This is a genomic window from Stenotrophomonas sp. 05L414_2 (assembly GCF_056397905.1).
Genome location: NZ_JBFTOJ010000088.1, coordinates 1 through 16,193, shown reverse-complemented (window position 1 = coordinate 16,193; position 16,193 = coordinate 1). Strand labels below are relative to the sequence as shown.

Genomic DNA, 16,193 nt, shown 5'->3' with positions numbered 1-16,193 from the left:
CAGCGAGATCGTGCAGTCGCCCCTGCCGCGCCTGAAGATCACCGAGATCTTCACCTCGCTGCAGGGCGAAGCCGATACCGCCGGTTGGCCGACCGTGTTCGTGCGCCTGACCGGCTGCCCGCTGCGCTGCCAGTACTGTGACACCGCCTACGCCTTCCACGGCGGCACATGGTGGGACATCGACGATATCGTGGCCCACGTGCAGGCCCAGGGCGTGCGCCACGTCTGCGTGACCGGCGGCGAGCCGCTGGCGCAGAAGCGCTGCCTGGTGCTGCTGCAGAAGCTGTGCGATGCAGGCCTGGATGTGTCGCTGGAAACCTCCGGTGCGCTGGACGTCAGCGCCGTTGATCCGCGCGTGTCGCGCGTGGTCGACATCAAGACCCCGGGCTCGGCCGAGGTCGCGCGCAACCGCTGGGAAAACCTGCCGCTGCTGACCACGCGTGACCAGATCAAGTTCGTGATCTGCAACCGCGAAGACTACGACTGGGCCAAGGCCATGGTCGCCGAACACCAGCTGGTGCAGCGCACGATGGTGTTCTTCTCACCCAGCAAGGGCGAAATCACTGCCCGCCAGCTGGCCGACTGGATCGTGGAAGACCGGCTGCCGGTGCGCTTCCAGATGCAGTTGCATAAAATCCTGTGGAACGACGAGCCGGGCCGATGAGCCGGCGCAGCGTTTCCTGATGTAGCTCCGGCGCGGGACAGCGTGCTGGCTTTCTCCCCCAACCGGATGATTTACCCATGAAGAAGGCAGTCGTGCTTCTCTCCGGCGGCATGGATTCAGCCGCCGTCATCGCCATGGCCCAGGAACAGGGCTTCGCCGTGCATGCCCTCAGCGTGCGTTACGGCCAGCGCCACACCTCCGAGCTGGATGCTGCCGCGCGCGTGGCCAAGGCCCAGGGCGTGATCGTGCACAAGACCGTGGACGTGGACCTGCGCAGCATCGGCGGCTCGGCGCTGACCGACGACATCGACGTGCCCGAGGCGGGCGGCGAGGGCATCCCGGTCACCTACGTGCCGGCGCGCAACACCATCATGCTGTCGCTGGCGCTGGGCTGGGCCGAAGTGCTTGGTGCCAACGACATCTTCTGCGGCGTCAACGCCGTGGACTATTCCGGCTACCCGGATTGCCGCCCCGAGTTCATCGCCGCCTTCCAGGCGCTGGCCAACCTGGCGACCAAATCGGGCGTGGAAGGCGCGGGCATCACCGTGCATGCGCCGCTGCAGTTCCTCAGCAAGGGCCAGATCGTCAGCGAAGGCGTGCGACTGGGCGTGGACTTCGGCCTGACCGTGTCCTGCTACAACGCCGATGCCAGCGGCGCGGCCTGCGGGCATTGCGATGCCTGCCGCCTGCGCGCGCAGGGCTTCGCCGATGCCGGCGTGGCCGACCCGACGCTGTACGCCTGACCGGCTCTGGTAGGGCCGGCCGCTGGCCGGCTTCCCCGGCAGGTCTGATTCTGGTAGGTGCCAACCTTGGTTGGCGCTGTCCGCCGGGCGCGGCCCGGCGCTACCAATGTTGGGATTCCGGTAGTGCCGGTCGCTGGCCGGCAGCCCCGGCGGGTCTGATTCTGGTAGGTGCCAACCTTGGTTGGCGCTGTCCGCCGGGCGCGGCCCGGCGCTACCGCTGCCGCAGCCAACCCGATGCTTCAATGAAACCGCGCACCGCAAGCGGATCGCTGTAATCCAGCTCGATCATCCGCGCGATCGCCGCCTGCTCATCCGGCTGCTGCCGCATGTACTCCTGCGCGATGCGGTAACCAGCGTAGTACCCCACATCACTCACCCCGAACGGGCTGCGGGCGTTGTTGTACAGCCAGTTGTCCAGCGCATCGCCATCCATCTCCGCTCTGAAGCGAGCGCGGATCTCCGATTCGTGCAACGGGCCATAGGTGTACAGCGGCAGTGCCGGGCGGCGACCGCTGATCCGCTCGGCAATGTACTCGGCCACGCCTTCGCGCACCGCGTACTGTGCGAGCGATCCCGTAGTCTCGCGCTGTTGGGTGTGCACGTACTCATGCAGGTTGTTCTGCGCGTTGTTCGCGCCGGGCGCGCTGTCGTAGAAGGCCCGCAGGCGACTGCGCAACGGCTCCGGCAGTTCGCTGACATCCACGCTTGCATCGCCGAGTGCCATTTCCGCGCCGATCAGCACCTGCTTCCCCAGCGTGGTGCCGCCTGTGCGCAGCACGCCCACCGCATAGGTGATGCTGGCCGGGCGCAGGGCGGGGTAAAGCCTGCGGAACGCAGCCAGATCCCGCTCCAGCGTAGCGCTGGCCTGCCGGGCGTTGGCGGTCAGCGGCCGCACCGAGGCCCAGAAGTGCGGCCAGGCGAGCATTGCTTGTGCGTATTCGGCGGCGGTGTAGTTGCGCACCTTCATCAGCGCGTGCAGGCCGGCACTACCCGGCTCGATGTAGTGCTGCCGGACCAGGGCCACCCTCTGCGCGGCATCGGGCTCGGCAAGCACTGCATCGTAGGTACTCCAGAATCGGGCGATGTCATCCATCTGTACCGATGGGGCCGCAGCGGTGGTGACGGTGCAGGGCAGCAGCAGGCAGGCGAACAGAAAGAAGGGCAGGCGCATCGGTGGCTCCGAAGGACGAAGGAGTGTGCATGAGATGCGTCCGCTGCATGGAACGGTTTAACTGCAGGCCGATACTGCGACGATTTCTCTCTACCGCACAAAGTAGGGTAGAATGCCCACCCCGCCGACAGGCAGGGATGTTGCATGGGCCGTTAGCTCAGTCGGTAGAGCAGAAGACTTTTAATCTTTTGGTCGATGGTTCGAATCCATCACGGCCCACCATCGCAGACAGCGCCGGCATCACCTGCCGGGCAACCCAGAAAGCGCCGAGAGGCGCTTTTTTGTTGCCCGCGTGCAGCCACGGTCGGCATGCCGCGGCGCCGGCGCAGGAAATCTTCCAGCAACACCAAGTAATTACCTTTAAGGTAATTAATTCGGGAATAAAAAGTAATGGATCGTGCGGTTTTGGCCGGTCAGAATCGACCGGCCAGGTCTCTTTCAACCGTAGTGCGCGCGTAGAAGCCCCGCATCGTGGAAGGAAATCCCCTCGCGGATGCACTCCTCGGCGCGTTCCATATCCTTGTGCAGCTGGATCAGCGCATCGTCGGCGAGCTGGTCGATGTCCACCACCCCGCAGCAGGCCTGGTCGATCACATGCTGCATCGGCTCCCCCCAGCGCCGGCGTACGTTGCGGATCATGCGGCAATGCCACTCGCGCATGATGGCATCCATCCGCCGTTCTCCCGGGGCTGCATGTGCCTCACCGGCCACCACCCGCAAGGCAGGTGTCGGGTTGCGACCGCCGCGCAGTTCCTGGGTCCTAGCGGCCAACCGCTGTGCGAGCTCCTCGAGTCGCGTGTGAGTCATCCTTCGCCTCCCTGATCCGTTTTGCCAGAAGCTTCGTCAGGTCGAGCACATTGTCCGGGGCCGAAGGCTGACCGAACTCGTCCACGACCATGAATGCGGTCTCCAGCAGCACAGGATCGTAGATCCATTCCGGTGGATCGCCGACCAGCTCCAGGTAGTGCGAAAGCACCTTGACCGCAGCGCTCATCTTCTCGAAATCCAGTCCCGTAGATTGAGACTGAAGCGACATCTCAACGTCCTGATCGGCACGATCAAGCGTGCCGTGCGGGAGTTGCATTGCCGACTCGAGATCGCGTGCCAGACGATGGCCGATGCTCTTCGGGTTGCTCTCCGAAATCCACTGGCTGACCTGGGGCTGCGCCCAGCGGGTGCCGCCGAACAGGCGGGCCCATTCGGCCGGGCCGCCGGCAGCGGCAACGCGGAGGCGCATGTTGAGGGTGCGGGCGGTACTGGCGTCCATCTGTAAATGGTGCTCTGCATTACCAATCCAGCAAATGACCAAAACGGTATTGACTTGGCATTACCGCCACGGTAATGTGGGGCCATGAACCTCATCGACTACGCCATCTCCCAAGGGGGCTACGGCACCCCCAGTTGCCCCGTGATGCGCCGTCTGGCCCACCAGACCGGCTGTGCGCTGCGGACCCTTTACATGATCGCCCGCGGCCACAAGTTGCCTGGCGCCCGTCTGTGCCGACGCATCGAGCTGGCCACGGCCGGTGCGGTCCGTCGTGAATTCCTGCGCCCGGATGTGTTCGCGCCGGGTCCGTCGTCCATCCAGGGAGAAGCCCACCATGCAGCTTGATACGTTCGGCGAATACGTCCGCAGCCGTCTGGAGCACTGGGGCGGGGAATACGCCCTGCATCGCGACTGCGAATACCTGGGCTTCCAATCACGCAACCTGCTGGCTGTCTTGATCGAGCATCGCGGCGATATGCCCGGCCGTGCGCAAGGGTACAAGCCACTGGAGACGGACCTGCTGGCGCAGCAGATCGAAGACATCATCACCGCAGTTGCCCGTGACAACGTGGCGATGGCCTGCGCACTGCGTGGCTACTACTGCGGTCGCGGCCGTCGCAAGGTCGAGCGCTTCGAGACCGCCAATCTGCTGCTCGCCAACTGCGGGCAGCGACCGGTCTCCAACCGGCATTACCTGAACCTGGTCGAGCTGGGCTTCCAGCGCGTGCGCGGCTGGATGGAAGGCATCGCCCAGGCCGCATGAGCGGTGGGCTCAACTTTCGCCCGTCTCCCGACCGGATGAACCCTCGCGCCCAGCCGGCAGCGAGACGGGCACCTCTCCCGGCCACCTCGGTATGTCGTGGCCAGCATCAAATCCTGGACTTTCCATGAAAGAAGAAATCTTCAGCGCAGTGGGCGCAGCGGCGGCCAAATCGGCTCCGCCGGTAACCGTTGCCGGTGCACTTGCCGCCGGCATCACCCTGGACCGCCTGGTGGTGGTCCTGACCATCATCTATCTCGCCGCACAGATCGCTTACCTGTGCTGGCGCTGGCTGCGCGAGTGGCGGCGGAAGGGACGCGAATGAGTACGCCGCCCACAGCGTTGCCGCTGCGCCACCTGGTTGCCGCGCTGGTCCTCAGTGCCGCAGGCCTGATCGCCATTGTCGAGCATGAGGGCTATACCGACGCGGCGGTGGTGCCGACCCGCAATGATCGGCCTACCTATGGTTTTGGCTCGACCCGGCGCGAGGACGGCACGCCGGTCCGGCTCGGAGACCGGACTACGCCCGTCCGTGCGCTGCGCACCGTGGAAGCGCACCTGGCGCGCGAGGAATCGCAGTTCCGCGCATCGTTGCCGGGCGTCGCGCTGACACAGGGTGAGTACGACACCTATGTCGACTTCCTTTACCAGTATGGGATCGGCAACTGGAATGGATCATCCACGCGCCGGCATCTCCTGCGAGGTGAGTACCGCCAAGCGTGCGATGCGCTGCTGCTGTGGAAGCGGGCAGGGGGCTACGACTGCTCGACCCGGGTCAACGGACAGCCCAACAAGGTGTGTTGGGGCGTATGGCAACGGCAGCAACAGCGTCATGCCCGCTGCCTGGCGGAGCAGTGAGGGATGCCACGCACATTGATTGCGATTGCGCTGCTGGCGCTGTGGTCGTCGGTGATGTTCGCGGCAGGCTGGGGCTGGCGTGGCGATCGCAGCGATGCCGCAAAGGCAGAGGTTGCGTCGCTGCAGCACGCCGAGGCAATGCAGGCCGAGCGCGCAGCGCGCGAACGGCAGGCGGTACAGACCGGGGCGATGGCCTCGCTGGGAGAACAGCATGAACAAGATCGAGAACGTGCGGCCGAAGTGGAAACAGCGGTGGTTGCTGGCCTGCGTGCTGGCAGTCTCCGGTTGCGCAACGACCTCGCCGCCTGTCATACCGGTCGCTTGTCCGACGCCACCGCCAGCGCCCGCGAACGTGATGCGGGCGCCCAACTACGAGCAGAGGTTGCGGCAGCGCTTGTTCGAATCGGACGCGACGCCGACGACCAGCTCAGGAGCTGCCAGGCGGTGATCGCGTTGGACCGCCGTTGAAGGCGTGCGGATCGCGGTGGGGTCAGACCTTCGGTAACCCATGACGAGCGTTCACCAGCGGATCTTCGCAATAGGGGGCGAGATGAAGTCTGCCGTGCGATCAGTGTGGCGTTATGCTCAGCGTCTTTCCCGGGATGGCCGCCCCATGCGTTTGATCGTGCTGTCGCTGTTGTTGTCCGCTGTCTCCGCCGCGCCGCTGATGGCCGCCGAACCGACGGCGCAGACGGCGGCCGCTTCGCCGCTGGTGATCGGTGAGACCTTTACCATCCAATCCAAGGCGCTGGGCGAAACCCGCCGCATCAACGTTTACCGCCCGCAGCCGTGGGGCCTGGACCCGAAGACGCCACTGCCGGTGCTGTACATGCCCGACGGCGGCATCGGCGAGGACTTCCTGCACGTGGCCGGGTTGGTGCAGGTGCTGACCGGCAACGGCAGCATGCGCCCGTTCCTGCTGGTCGGCATCGAGAACACCGAGCGCCGCCGCGACATGACCGGCCCGAGCCGTGATCCTGAGGACCAGAAGATCGCGCCGCGCATTGGTGGCTCGGCGGCGTACCGTGATTTCCTGCGCGATGAACTGATGCCGCAGATACGCCAGCGTTATGCGACCACAGACGAGCGGGCACTGATCGGTGAATCGCTGGCCGGGTTGTTCGTGATCGAAACCCTGCTGCAGGAACCGGCCATGTTCAACAGCTACATCGCGCTGGACCCCAGCTTGTGGTGGAACCACGGCGCCTTGCTGTCTGGCGCAGGCAAGCAGGTGCCGTCGGTCGCGCGCAGCGGCGCGCGGCTGTTCCTGGCCAGCAGTGGCCAGCCGGAACTGGCTGCGTCGAGCGCACGTTTGGCGGCGCTGCTGCAGCAGGCATCGCCGGCAACGCTGGTGAAGTACCAGCCGCTGCCGGAAGAGACCCACGCGACCATCTACCACCCGGCCGCCCTGCAGGGCCTGCGTACGTTGTTCCCGGTACCGCCGCCGGCGTCGCCTTGAGAGGTTTGGCGCGCAACAACGCGGTGTGTGAGGATGCATCAGCGGCGCCACCTGGGTGCGCCGCCCGCAACAGGAGAGCGCGGATGCAGCGTGTGCGTGGATGGAGTGTGCTGGCCTGCCTGGCCTTGGCTGGGTGCGCGATGTCGGTGGCGCCGCCGGCAACGCAGGAGGAAGCCAGGGAAAGCGCGACGGCCGTRCCAGGCGTTGTGCTGCCTGATACCGAGTCACTGCGCGTGCATGACCCGATCGGGCGCGACTATGCCCTGTGGGTGGCGTTGCCTGCCGGCTACGCGGCGCATCCGCAGAAGCGTTATCCGGTGGTGTACGTGACCGATGCGCTGTACAGCTTTCCGCTGGTGCGCAGCGTGCGCAACCTGGTGGGGCAGCAGGGCGTCAACATCGAGGATTTCATCCTGGTCGGGTTGCCGCCGCAGGAAGGGCTGACCTCCAAACAGAGCCGCTCGCGCGACTACACCCCCAGTGATCCTGTGCGCACCCCTGCCGGCTACTACAGCGATGACGTCACCTATGGCGGCGCGGCCCATTACCGCGACTTCCTGGCTGACCACGCACTGCCGCTGATCGATGCGCGCTACCGCACCGATCCGGCCCGGCGTGTGTTTGCGGGCCATTCCTATGGCGCGCTGTTGGGTGCTTACGTGCTGACGACCCAGCCCGACATGTTCGGCACCTACATCCTGTCCAGTCCGTCGCTGTGGTTCGACCAGGGCCTGCTGCCGCGCATGCAGGATGCCGCGGTAATGCCGTCACAGCCCATCCGCGTGCTGCTGTCGGTGGGCGGCTACGAGACGGTCAAGCCGGGCCCACGTTATTCAACGGGCAACGACATGCTGCGGCAGGCCGCCGACTTCGCCGGTCAACTGCGGCGCAGCGGTCGCAAGCTGCAGGTGGAGAACATCGTGATGGATGGCGAGGACCATCTCACCGTGTATCCGCGCGTGATCACCCGTGCGCTGCTGCAGGTACTCCCGGGCGAAGGACCGTATACCGGCGGCTGACGGCCGGCTCCATCCACGCAWSGCGTGGATCTACTGGCAGCATTTTCCGTTCACGCAACGGTGCGCATCGTCGTAGATCCACGCCATGCGTGAATGGACCAGTAGATCCACGCCATGCGTGGATGGAGCAGTAGATCCACGCCATGTGTGGATGGAGCAGTAGATCCACGCAACGCGTGGATGCCAGCCTCAGGCCGCGCTTGCCTGCGGCGCCGGCATCAGCGCGGCATCGGCGGCATGGCGGAAGCACAGCCGGATCGCATCCAGCAGCTCGCTCATGTTGTAGGGCTTGGGCAGGAAATGAATGCCGTCGTGCAGTTGCGGCAGCACGGCATGCTGGTCCATGCCGGAGGTCACCAGGATCGGCAGCTGCGGATACAGGCTGCGAACGCGGTTGGCGGCCTCGATGCCACTGACCAGGCCGAGATTGACGTCGGTGAACATCAGGTCGAAGCGCTCTCCGGCGGCCAGCAGGCCCAGCGCGGCTTCGGCGCTGCTGACGCCTGCGACGTGGCAGGCCTGGCTCTCCAGCGCCATCCGGCTCAGTTCACGGGTTTCCTCGGCGTCTTCGATCAGCAGGACGCGTGGTTCAACGTGGCGCTTGGACAGCAGCATGACGCAACAACTCCGGACGGCAGGGCATGGAAGGCGCGCAAGTATGCGCAAGCCCCCAGTGAGCCCCGCGTGCAGGATCGGCTAAGCCGGCGTTACAGCGCGCGGTCGCGCTGGCGCCGCACATGCCAGGCCAGCGCTGCCACTGCCAGCAGCGTAGTGCCGATGCGCAAACTGGTGGCCTGCCAGCCCAGCGCAACGGCGTCGTCGAGGCTGAACACATTCCAGGCCAGGTTCATCGACACGTGCAGGGCCAGGCCGCACCACAGGGTATTGCCGTCGAGGTGGTCGAGCCAGGCGAAGATGAAACCGCCGAAGGCGATCACTACGCCGACGAACAGGGCCACGCCGCCGCCGTCGAAGCCGCCGAAGCCCAGCCAGTGCACCACGCCGAACAGCAGGGCCTGCGGCAGTGCGAGCAACGGCCAGGGGCCGCGCACGATCTTCGCCAGCAGCACGAAGCCGAGGCCGCGGAACAGCACTTCTTCGGCCAGCGGGAACAGCACGGCCAGCGTCGTGGCGTCCAGCGTCGTCAGCGCCGTGTTGGGCGTCCCCAGCAGGGCCAGCCCCAGCCAACACGGTAGGCTGGCCAGCAGCACCCACAACGGGCCACGCATGCCGTTTCCGCGCAGGCCGAGGCTGGCCAGCAGGCCCACTCCGCGAGGGCGCAGCAGCGTGGCCAGCAGCAGTGCGACCAGCACCGCCAGCGCGTTGTCCAGCAGGCTGCCACCGTAGGGCATGGGCAGGGCGGGAATCGGCGCGCCCAGCGCGGCACTGATGTCGCGCACGTTCAGGCCGAGGCCAACGCCAAGCAGCACCAGCAACAGGCGGACGCCTGTGGGAATCGAGTCACGGGCAGTCACATGCATTCCTTGCAGCGAGGTCGCGAGGCAGTCTGCAGGGCGGCGGACGTGGCGGCACGCGCCGGAAGTCCCTGTGCCATCGGTCATGCGTTGCCGCACAGTCATCCGCACGCAGGTACAGTCGAGGCCAGACCGACAGGAGCAATGCGAATGCTGTGCCCCGTGTGCAAGACCCAGACCCTGCAGATGGCCGAGCGCCATGGCATCGAGATCGACTACTGCCCGAGCTGCCGTGGCGTATGGCTGGATCGTGGCGAACTGGACAAGATCATCGAGCGCGCCACTGACGGTGCAGGTGCCGCCATGCCGCCGCCAGGGCCCGCGCCGGTGCAACCGCAGGCCGCTCCGCCGCCGGTGATGCATCGCGATACCCGTCATCTCGGCCAGCGCCACGATGACAACCGTGGCCAGTACAGCCAGGGCTACAAGAAAAAGAAGAAGGAAAGCTTCCTTTCGGAGTTGTTCGACTTCTAGGTAGCAGCGTCGAGCCTTGCTCGGCTTTGCTCTTTGGGGCCACGCCGACCAAGGTCGGCATCTACCAGAACAGGCGTCGAGCCTGGCTCGACTCTACAGGGACGCGGCTCAGGGCCGGCGCAGGATGAACTCGCGGTCGCGGCTGTCGCCGACGATGAAGTCATACTCGCCGGCCTTGCTGCAGCCGTAGCGCGCGTAGAAGCGCTGCGCGCCGAAGTTCTCTTCCCACACGCCMACCCACAGGGTGCGGCGCTGCGGCTGGTCCAGCCAGGTCATGAAGGCATCCATCAGGCGCGCGCCGTGGCCGCCGTTCTGGTGGCTGGCCAGGATGTACAGCCGCTTCAGTTCGATGTCGCCTTCGCGTGCTTCGGCATGCGGCAGGGTGTTGGCACCGGCGGCCAGATAGCCCACCACCGTCTCACCCTCCAGCAGCAGCCACACCGCGCTGCGCGGGTCGGACAGTTCCGCTCGCTGCGGCTCGGTGCCGTAGTGATCCTGCAGGAACGCGTGCAGGTCCTGCGGCGGATAGGAATCGCCCCAGGTTTCGGTATAGGTCTCGATGGCGATCGCCGACAGCGCGTCGACGTCGGCGAGGGTGGCGCGGCGGATATGCAACGACATGGTGCAGCCTGCAATGGAACGTGCGGCAGTGTAGCCGGCCCCGGCGGTTGCCGGGGCTGGCTGCTGCTCATGATCCGCTGCTCAGAACCACATGCGGATGCCGGCGACCCAGCGTGTGTCGCGTGCATGGTCGCCCGCATAGTCGGCGGTATCGCCGAAGGCGCGTTCGTGGCTGATGCCGATGTACGGCGCGAAGCGGCGATTGAACTCGTAGCGCAGGCGCAGGCCGGCTTCGACCTTGTTGAGGCCGCGGCCGATGCCGTGCTCCGGTTCGTCCTTGCTGGCCACGGTAGCTTCCAGCAGGGGCTGCAGGATCAACCGGTTGGTCAACAGCACGTCGTATTCGATCTCGGCCTTGGCCATCAGCTGGCCACCGGAACCGGCATACAGCGTGGCCGAGCTTTCGAACTTGTACGGCGCCAAGCCCTGGATGCCGATCGCCGCCCAGGTGCGTGAATCGGCGGGGCGGAAGTCCTGGCGTACACCGACCAGCACGTCCCACCACGGCGAAATTGCACGCCCGTACAGCGCTTCCACGCCTGATGATTCCGTGCGGCCTTCGCTGCGTTCGCCATCGGTGCGCAGCCACAGGCGGTTGATGTTGCCGCCGATCCAGCCACTGGCCTCCCAGGCTTGGCCGTTGCCGTTCTTTCCATCCCAGTGTTCCAGGCGATCGATCAGCAGCAGGCTGTGGATTTCCGGTGGGTGCTCCATCGCACCATGCGCGATGGGTGGAAACGCGGCCGCACGATCGGCATCGGTAGGGACAGGTATCGGTTCGCGCGGCTGCGTCGGCGCGGGCGTGCCGTGGCCCATTGTCGCGTGATCCATCGCGCCATGGTCCATCGTTGAATGGTCCATCGTTGAATGATCCATCGCACCGTGGTCCATCTTCGAATGGTCCATCTTCGAATGATCCACGTCGGCCGCTGCCGCTGCCGCTGGCGTGGCATCGGCAGGAGGCGAGTGCGCTGTCATGTCATGGCCGGCATGGGACTGCGCAAACGTGGGCAGCGCGGCCAACAGGCCGAGGGTCAACAGGCTTGGGGCAAGCAGGGAACGGCTCATTCTTCGATCCTCACTTCGCGCATCATGCCTGCTTCCATGTGGTACAGCAGGTGGCAGTGGTAGGCCCAGCGGCCGAGGGCATCGGCACGTACGCGATAGGTGCGGCGTGTACCGGGCGGCATGTCGATGGTGTGCTTGCGCAGCTGGAATTCACCCTGCGCGTTTTCCAGGTCGCTCCACACGCCATGCAGGTGGATCGGGTGCTGCATCATGGTGTCGTTGACCAGCACGATGCGCATGCGCTCGCCGTAGTTCAGACGCAGCGGTTCGGCACCGGCGAAGGGAATGCCGTCGAACGACCAGGAGAACTTTTCCATGTGGCCGGTCAGGTGCAGCTCGATCTCGCGGCCGGGCTCGCGGCCATCGGGGTCTTCGAACAGGCTGCGCATCGCACCATAGGTCAGCACCTGGCGGCCGTTGTCGCGCAGGCCGATGCCGGGGTCGTCCAGCTTGGGCTCGGTGGCCGAACTCTGCATGTCCACCAGCGGATTGTTGCGCTCGCTGGCCGGATGTTTTGGCGCTTTGCTGGCGGTATCGCCGCCGCCATGTGCGCCGTGGCCCATGCTGGCACCGCAGCCGCCTTCCATGCCCTTCATTGCTGCCATGTCGTGTCCGCCGTGGCCACCGCCGCCCATGTCGTGACCCGACATTCCTGTGACATGGGCCATGTCATGGCCCATGTCGCCCATCGTCAGCAACGGGCGCGGATCGCGCGCGGGAATCGGTGCCTGCAGCCCATGGCGCACGGCGAGGGTGCCGGCGGCATAGCCCGTGCGGCCCATGTCCTGGCAGAAGATGGTGAAGGCATCCTGGCCGCTGGGTTCCACCAGTACGTCGTAGGTTTCGGCCGGGGCGATGCGGAACTCGTCGATGCTGACCGGATGGATGTACTGGCCGTCGGCGGCGACCACGGTCATCTTCAGGCCGGGAATGCGCACGTCGAAGTAGGTCATCGACGCACCGTTGATGAAACGCAGCAGCACCTTTTCGCCACTGCGGAACAGCCCGGTCCAGTTGCCGGCCGGCGCGGTCCCGTTCATCAGGTAGGTATAAGTGTGCGCGTTGATGTCGGAGATGTCGCTGGGCGTCATCCGCATCCGGCCCCACATGCCGCGGTCGGACAGCGCGGCCGACCAGCCATCGCGACGGGCGTCGCGCAGGAAGTCGGGCAGGGTGCGCTTGTAGTAGTTGTCGTGCTCGGCGAGCTTCTTCATGCGCCGGAACAACGCGCCGGGATCCATGTCGGTCCAGTCGGACAGCATGATCACGTGCTCGCGGTCATGCCGGTACGGCGCCGGTTCGGCCGGGTCGATGATCAGCGCGCCGTACAGCCCCGCCTGTTCCTGGAACAGCGAATGGCTGTGATACCAGTAGGTGCCGGACTGCTTGAGGTCGAAGTGGTAGTGGTAGGTCTCGCCGGGGCCGATGCCGTTGAAGCTCAGGCCCGGCACGCCATCCATGTTGGCCGGCAGCARRATGCCGTGCCAGTGGATCGAAGTAGGGTGCTGGCCGAGCGTGTTGCGCACGAACAGGTCCACGGTCTGGCCTTCGCGCCAGCGCAGGATCGGTGCCGGCAGCGATCCGTTGACGGTGATCGCCGGGCGGGTGCGTCCGGTGAAGTTGGCCAGCGACTCGCCGATCGCCAGTTCGACGCGGGTATCGCTGATGACCGAAGGTGCGCCGGCCAGGCGTGGCGCGGCAGAAGCGGCGGCGAGCGCGCGCTGCGGGATGCCGGCCGCGGCGATGCCGGCGACCACGCCGCCAGCAGCGATGCCCTGCACGAACAGACGGCGCGACGGCATGGGCACAGCGCCCGGGCCGGGAGGAATACGGGTACTCATGGTGGTGACTCCAAACACGGAAAGACGCCAGCGCAGGGCCGGCTTCAGTGCGCAGCGCGCACGAGGTGTGTTGGATCAGCCGATGGGAGGGCGCGAGATCGGCGGCAGCGGCGGTGCCGGGCGGCCATTGGCAGGCATCGGCTGCGGGGTCAGGGAAAGACCGGGACCGGTCAGGAAAGGCAGTGCCTGCACGGCCAGCAGCGGGTGCTGGGCACAGCTGCGCATGCAGTCCTTGATCTGGCAGTGTGCGTCGTGGGCGGGGGCCTTGGCCTGCGGCGCCTCGTCTGCAGTCATGCCGGCGTGGTGGTGGCAGTCAGCGTCGCCTTCATCGGTCGTTGCCGAGGCCATCGCATGGGCCATGCAGCCCATGTCCTCGTGCCCGCTGGCCATGGCCGCGTTCAGCCCGTTGAGAAACAGGCTGAGCATGAGCACGACACGGAGCAGGGTCGAGGCGAGGGACATGGCGCTAATCTAGCGGCAAGTGGGCGGACATGCACATCCGGCTGAACGGGTGGTTCAAGGTTTGAGCCGGGCGAGGGTGCGCAATCGCGCAGCCTGGTAGCTTCTGGCCATGCCCGGCGAGCGTGAGGCCCGGTCGATATGCGGGCCGCCGGGCATGGCCCGGCGCTACCGGGGTCATCCCTCTTCGCGCACGATCTCGACCAATCTCGGGCCATAGCGGCTGAGCTTGGTGCCGCCGATGCCACCGACCCGGGCCAGCTCGTCCAGCGAGGTCGGGCGCTGTTCGGCGATGTTGCGCAGGGTGCTGTCGTGGAAGATCACGAAGGCCGGCACGTTCTGCTCGCGCGCCAGCTCGGCGCGCAGGCCGCGCAGCGCATTGAACAGGGCCAGGTCCTGCGGCAGCACCGACAGGCCGGTGCGTTGCGCGCTGCGTTCGCGCCCGGCGCTGGCACTGACTGCATCGCGGCGCATGCTGATCTGGCGGCGACCGGTCAGCACATCGCGGCTGGCATCGGTCAGGCGCAGGCCACCGTGGCCCTCGCTGTCCACTTCCAGCAGGCTGGCGGCCACCAGCTGGCGGAACACGCTGCGCCAGGTGCGCGCGTCCAGGTCGCGGCCGATGGCGTAGGTGCTCAGCTTGTCGTGGCCCTGCTGCTTGACCTTCTCGTTCTCGCTGCCGCGCAGGACGTCGATCAGGTGGCCGACGCCGAAGCGCTGGCCACTGCGGTATACACAGCTCAACGCCTTCTGCGCGGGGATGGTGGCGTCCCAGGCCGCCGGCGGAGTCAGGCAGTTGTCGCAGTTGCCGCAGGGCTTGGGGTAGGTCTCGCCGAAACCGGCCAGCAGCACCTGCCGGCGGCACTGCATCGATTCGCAGTACCCCAGCAGGTGGTCGAGCTTGGACCGCTCCAGCTGCTTGCGCTCCTCGCTGGCCTCGGACTGCTCGATCATCTGCTTGAGCAGCACCACATCGCCCAGGCCGTAGCAGAGCCAGGCCTCGGCAGCTTCGCCATCGCGCCCGGCGCGGCCGGTTTCCTGGTAGTAGCCTTCCATCGACTTGGGCAGGTCGGTATGGGCGACAAAGCGTACGTCCGGCTTGTCGATGCCCATGCCGAAGGCGATGGTCGCGCACATGACGATGCCGTCTTCGCGCAGGAAACGGCGCTGGTTGTTGGCACGCACTTCCGCGGGCAGGCCGGCGTGGTAGGGCAGGGCATTGAACCCCTGCGTGCACAGGAACTCGGCGGTTTCCTCCACCTTGCGCCGTGACATGCAGTAGACGATGCCGGCCTCGCTGCGATGGCTGCGCAGGAAATCGCTCAGCTGCTTGCGGGCGTTGTCCTTCTGCACCACGGTGTAGCGGATGTTGGGGCGATCGAAGGAGCTGACGAAGTGACGTGCTTCGGCCAGGTCCAGGCGCTCGGCGATCTCGCGCTGGGTTGGCGGGTCGGCGGTGGCGGTCAGGGCGATCCGCGGAATCTCCGGCCAGCGCTCGTGCAGGACGGTCAGCTGCCGGTATTCGGGGCGGAAGTCGTGGCCCCATTGCGACACGCAGTGGGCTTCGTCGATGGCGAACAGGGCGATCCGGCTGYGCGACAGCAGCGACAGGAAGCGGCCGGTCAGCAGGCGTTCGGGAGCGACATAGAGCATGTCGAGCTCACCGGCGAGCAGTTCGCGTTCGACCCGGCCAGCCGTTTCGGCGTCCAGGGTCGAGTTCAGGAATTCGGCGCGCACGCCGAGCTGGCGCAGGGCTTCGACCTGGTCCTGCATCAGCGCGATCAGCGGCGAGATGACGATGCCACAGCCGTCACGCAGCAGGGCGGGCACCTGGTAGCACAGTGATTTGCCGCCGCCGGTAGGCATCAGCACCAGGGCATCGTGACCGGCAGCCACATGCTCCACGATGTCCTGCTGCGGACCACGGAAATCGTCGTAACCAAAGACGCGGCGGAGCAGGTCGTGCGCGGGACGGGAAGCCATCCAGCTAGTTTACCCCGGCGGGGGTTCGGCCGGGTTGCACCCGGCACCTGCCGTGGTGCCGGCCGCTGGCCGGCAATCCTGGCAACAGCAACAGCAACAGCAACAGCAACAGCAACAGCCGGCTCTGGGGTGATCCGTGGTTTGGCGGGGTGGTGTGGGCTTGCAGGACACGCCGTAAATCCGTCCATGGGGCTCGATGGCGCCATCCATGGCACCAACGGTCCTGCAAACCCACACCGCCCCACCCCCGACAGATTTCCGGTGACGGTTGGTAGATCCACGCCATGCGTGGATGAAATCTGTCAGATATCGACAAATAAAATGGGGTCGG

The 16,193-nt window shown here is 66.2% G+C and carries 20 protein-coding genes and 1 tRNA gene; 11 read left to right on the top strand and 10 right to left on the bottom strand.

Annotation, left to right across the window (positions count from 1 at the left end; all coding sequences use genetic code 11):
- Together queE and queC are read left to right on the top strand one after the other, a co-directional pair.
- A partial coding sequence (gene queE / locus AC1DJN_RS13340; RefSeq protein WP_478039311.1) for a 7-carboxy-7-deazaguanine synthase QueE occupies positions 1-664 on the top strand: 664 nt, incomplete at its 5' end.
- Between the two features lie 77 nt (positions 665-741).
- On the top strand, positions 742-1,407 hold the full coding sequence (gene queC / locus AC1DJN_RS13335; RefSeq protein ID WP_032975132.1) for a 7-cyano-7-deazaguanine synthase QueC: 666 nt from the start codon (positions 742-744) through the stop codon (positions 1,405-1,407).
- Between the two features lie 211 nt (positions 1,408-1,618).
- Here queC and AC1DJN_RS13330 read toward each other — a convergent pair whose 3' ends face one another.
- Positions 1,619-2,578, bottom strand: a complete 960-nt coding sequence (locus AC1DJN_RS13330) for a DUF2268 domain-containing putative Zn-dependent protease (RefSeq protein ID WP_442252147.1) — start codon at positions 2,576-2,578, stop codon at positions 1,619-1,621.
- A gap of 146 nt (positions 2,579-2,724) precedes the next feature.
- Here AC1DJN_RS13330 and AC1DJN_RS13325 point away from each other — a divergent pair.
- Positions 2,725-2,800: transfer RNA gene (locus AC1DJN_RS13325), tRNA-Lys, on the top strand.
- Positions 2,801-3,016: 216 nt separating this feature from the next.
- Here the strand turns inward: AC1DJN_RS13325 and AC1DJN_RS13320 are convergent.
- Positions 3,017-3,250, bottom strand: a complete 234-nt coding sequence (locus tag AC1DJN_RS13320) for a hypothetical protein (RefSeq protein ID WP_025874663.1) — start codon at positions 3,248-3,250, stop codon at positions 3,017-3,019.
- A gap of 88 nt (positions 3,251-3,338) precedes the next feature.
- Positions 3,339-3,845, bottom strand: a complete 507-nt coding sequence (locus AC1DJN_RS13315) for a hypothetical protein (RefSeq protein WP_032951727.1) — start codon at positions 3,843-3,845, stop codon at positions 3,339-3,341.
- An 84-nt stretch (positions 3,846-3,929) separates the two neighbouring features.
- Here AC1DJN_RS13315 and AC1DJN_RS13310 point away from each other — a divergent pair, with 84 nt between their 5' ends.
- From AC1DJN_RS13310 to AC1DJN_RS13280, 7 genes are all read left to right on the top strand, one after another.
- Positions 3,930-4,190: a helix-turn-helix domain-containing protein gene (locus AC1DJN_RS13310; RefSeq protein ID WP_025874662.1), complete on the top strand. Its 261-nt coding sequence runs from the start codon at positions 3,930-3,932 to the stop codon at positions 4,188-4,190.
- Complete coding sequence (locus AC1DJN_RS13305) at positions 4,180-4,608, top strand: hypothetical protein (RefSeq protein WP_100553301.1); 429 nt, start codon at positions 4,180-4,182, stop codon at positions 4,606-4,608. Before AC1DJN_RS13310 ends, AC1DJN_RS13305 begins: the two co-directional genes overlap by 11 nt.
- 124 nt (positions 4,609-4,732) lie before the next feature.
- The gene (locus AC1DJN_RS13300) at positions 4,733-4,930 is read left to right on the top strand and encodes a hypothetical protein (RefSeq protein WP_025874660.1); all 198 of its coding nucleotides are present in this window, start codon (positions 4,733-4,735) and stop codon (positions 4,928-4,930) included.
- Entirely contained in the window at positions 4,927-5,463 is a 537-nt protein-coding gene (locus AC1DJN_RS13295; RefSeq protein WP_442252148.1) for a glycoside hydrolase family protein, read from the top strand. Before AC1DJN_RS13300 ends, AC1DJN_RS13295 begins: the two co-directional genes overlap by 4 nt.
- A 3-nt stretch (positions 5,464-5,466) precedes the next feature.
- On the top strand, positions 5,467-5,931 hold the full coding sequence (locus AC1DJN_RS13290) for a lysozyme (RefSeq protein ID WP_282279908.1): 465 nt from the start codon (positions 5,467-5,469) through the stop codon (positions 5,929-5,931).
- A gap of 145 nt (positions 5,932-6,076) precedes the next feature.
- Positions 6,077-6,922 (top strand): alpha/beta hydrolase, encoded by an 846-nt coding sequence (locus AC1DJN_RS13285; RefSeq protein ID WP_442252149.1) that lies wholly within the window; start codon positions 6,077-6,079, stop codon positions 6,920-6,922.
- Positions 6,923-7,005: 83 nt separating this feature from the next.
- Positions 7,006-7,941: an alpha/beta hydrolase gene (locus AC1DJN_RS13280; RefSeq protein ID WP_442252150.1), complete on the top strand. Its 936-nt coding sequence runs from the start codon at positions 7,006-7,008 to the stop codon at positions 7,939-7,941.
- 189 nt (positions 7,942-8,130) lie between these two features.
- On the opposite strand, the gene AC1DJN_RS13275 is transcribed toward AC1DJN_RS13280, so the two are convergent.
- Together AC1DJN_RS13275 and AC1DJN_RS13270 are read right to left on the bottom strand one after the other, a co-directional pair.
- A complete protein-coding gene (locus AC1DJN_RS13275) occupies positions 8,131-8,556 on the bottom strand; it encodes a response regulator (RefSeq protein ID WP_025874652.1) in 426 nt (141 codons plus the stop codon).
- A 92-nt stretch (positions 8,557-8,648) separates the two neighbouring features.
- Positions 8,649-9,416 (bottom strand): CPBP family glutamic-type intramembrane protease, encoded by a 768-nt coding sequence (locus tag AC1DJN_RS13270; RefSeq protein WP_478013542.1) that lies wholly within the window; start codon positions 9,414-9,416, stop codon positions 8,649-8,651.
- 150 nt (positions 9,417-9,566) lie between these two features.
- Between AC1DJN_RS13270 and AC1DJN_RS13265 the strand changes: the two genes are divergently transcribed.
- Positions 9,567-9,890, top strand: a complete 324-nt coding sequence (locus tag AC1DJN_RS13265; RefSeq protein ID WP_025874650.1) for a TFIIB-type zinc ribbon-containing protein — start codon at positions 9,567-9,569, stop codon at positions 9,888-9,890.
- Between the two features lie 108 nt (positions 9,891-9,998).
- On the opposite strand, the gene AC1DJN_RS13260 is transcribed toward AC1DJN_RS13265, so the two are convergent.
- From AC1DJN_RS13260 to recQ, 5 genes are all read right to left on the bottom strand, one after another.
- Positions 9,999-10,511 (bottom strand): GNAT family N-acetyltransferase, encoded by a 513-nt coding sequence (locus tag AC1DJN_RS13260; RefSeq protein ID WP_313445314.1) that lies wholly within the window; start codon positions 10,509-10,511, stop codon positions 9,999-10,001.
- An 81-nt stretch (positions 10,512-10,592) separates the two neighbouring features.
- A complete protein-coding gene (locus AC1DJN_RS13255) occupies positions 10,593-11,579 on the bottom strand; it encodes a copper resistance protein B (protein ID WP_442252152.1) in 987 nt (328 codons plus the stop codon).
- Positions 11,576-13,420 (bottom strand): copper resistance system multicopper oxidase, encoded by a 1,845-nt coding sequence (locus AC1DJN_RS13250; RefSeq protein WP_032975079.1) that lies wholly within the window; start codon positions 13,418-13,420, stop codon positions 11,576-11,578. The genes AC1DJN_RS13255 and AC1DJN_RS13250 overlap by 4 nt, the downstream gene beginning before the upstream one ends.
- 75 nt (positions 13,421-13,495) lie before the next feature.
- Positions 13,496-13,882 (bottom strand): CopL family metal-binding regulatory protein, encoded by a 387-nt coding sequence (locus AC1DJN_RS13245; protein ID WP_442252153.1) that lies wholly within the window; start codon positions 13,880-13,882, stop codon positions 13,496-13,498.
- A 174-nt stretch (positions 13,883-14,056) separates the two neighbouring features.
- Entirely contained in the window at positions 14,057-15,862 is a 1,806-nt protein-coding gene (gene recQ, locus AC1DJN_RS13240) for a DNA helicase RecQ (protein WP_478039310.1), read from the bottom strand.
- Between the last annotated feature and the right edge of the window lie 331 nt (positions 15,863-16,193).

Coding starts and splice junctions, on each gene's coding strand:
- AC1DJN_RS13265 (WP_025874650.1), top strand. CDS start 9,567: ATGCTGTGCCCCGTGTGCAAGACCCAGACCCTGCAGATGGCCGAGCGC.
- AC1DJN_RS13310 (WP_025874662.1), top strand. CDS start 3,930: ATGAACCTCATCGACTACGCCATCTCCCAAGGGGGCTACGGCACCCCC.
- queC (WP_032975132.1), top strand. CDS start 742: ATGAAGAAGGCAGTCGTGCTTCTCTCCGGCGGCATGGATTCAGCCGCC.
- AC1DJN_RS13290 (WP_282279908.1), top strand. CDS start 5,467: ATGCCACGCACATTGATTGCGATTGCGCTGCTGGCGCTGTGGTCGTCG.
- AC1DJN_RS13295 (WP_442252148.1), top strand. CDS start 4,927: ATGAGTACGCCGCCCACAGCGTTGCCGCTGCGCCACCTGGTTGCCGCG.
- AC1DJN_RS13245 (WP_442252153.1), bottom strand. CDS start 13,882: ATGTCCCTCGCCTCGACCCTGCTCCGTGTCGTGCTCATGCTCAGCCTG.
- AC1DJN_RS13255 (WP_442252152.1), bottom strand. CDS start 11,579: ATGAGCCGTTCCCTGCTTGCCCCAAGCCTGTTGACCCTCGGCCTGTTG.
- AC1DJN_RS13320 (WP_025874663.1), bottom strand. CDS start 3,250: ATGGATGCCATCATGCGCGAGTGGCATTGCCGCATGATCCGCAACGTA.
- AC1DJN_RS13315 (WP_032951727.1), bottom strand. CDS start 3,845: ATGGACGCCAGTACCGCCCGCACCCTCAACATGCGCCTCCGCGTTGCC.
- AC1DJN_RS13330 (WP_442252147.1), bottom strand. CDS start 2,578: ATGCGCCTGCCCTTCTTTCTGTTCGCCTGCCTGCTGCTGCCCTGCACC.
- AC1DJN_RS13275 (WP_025874652.1), bottom strand. CDS start 8,556: ATGCTGCTGTCCAAGCGCCACGTTGAACCACGCGTCCTGCTGATCGAA.
- AC1DJN_RS13285 (WP_442252149.1), top strand. CDS start 6,077: ATGCGTTTGATCGTGCTGTCGCTGTTGTTGTCCGCTGTCTCCGCCGCG.
- AC1DJN_RS13305 (WP_100553301.1), top strand. CDS start 4,180: ATGCAGCTTGATACGTTCGGCGAATACGTCCGCAGCCGTCTGGAGCAC.
- AC1DJN_RS13300 (WP_025874660.1), top strand. CDS start 4,733: ATGAAAGAAGAAATCTTCAGCGCAGTGGGCGCAGCGGCGGCCAAATCG.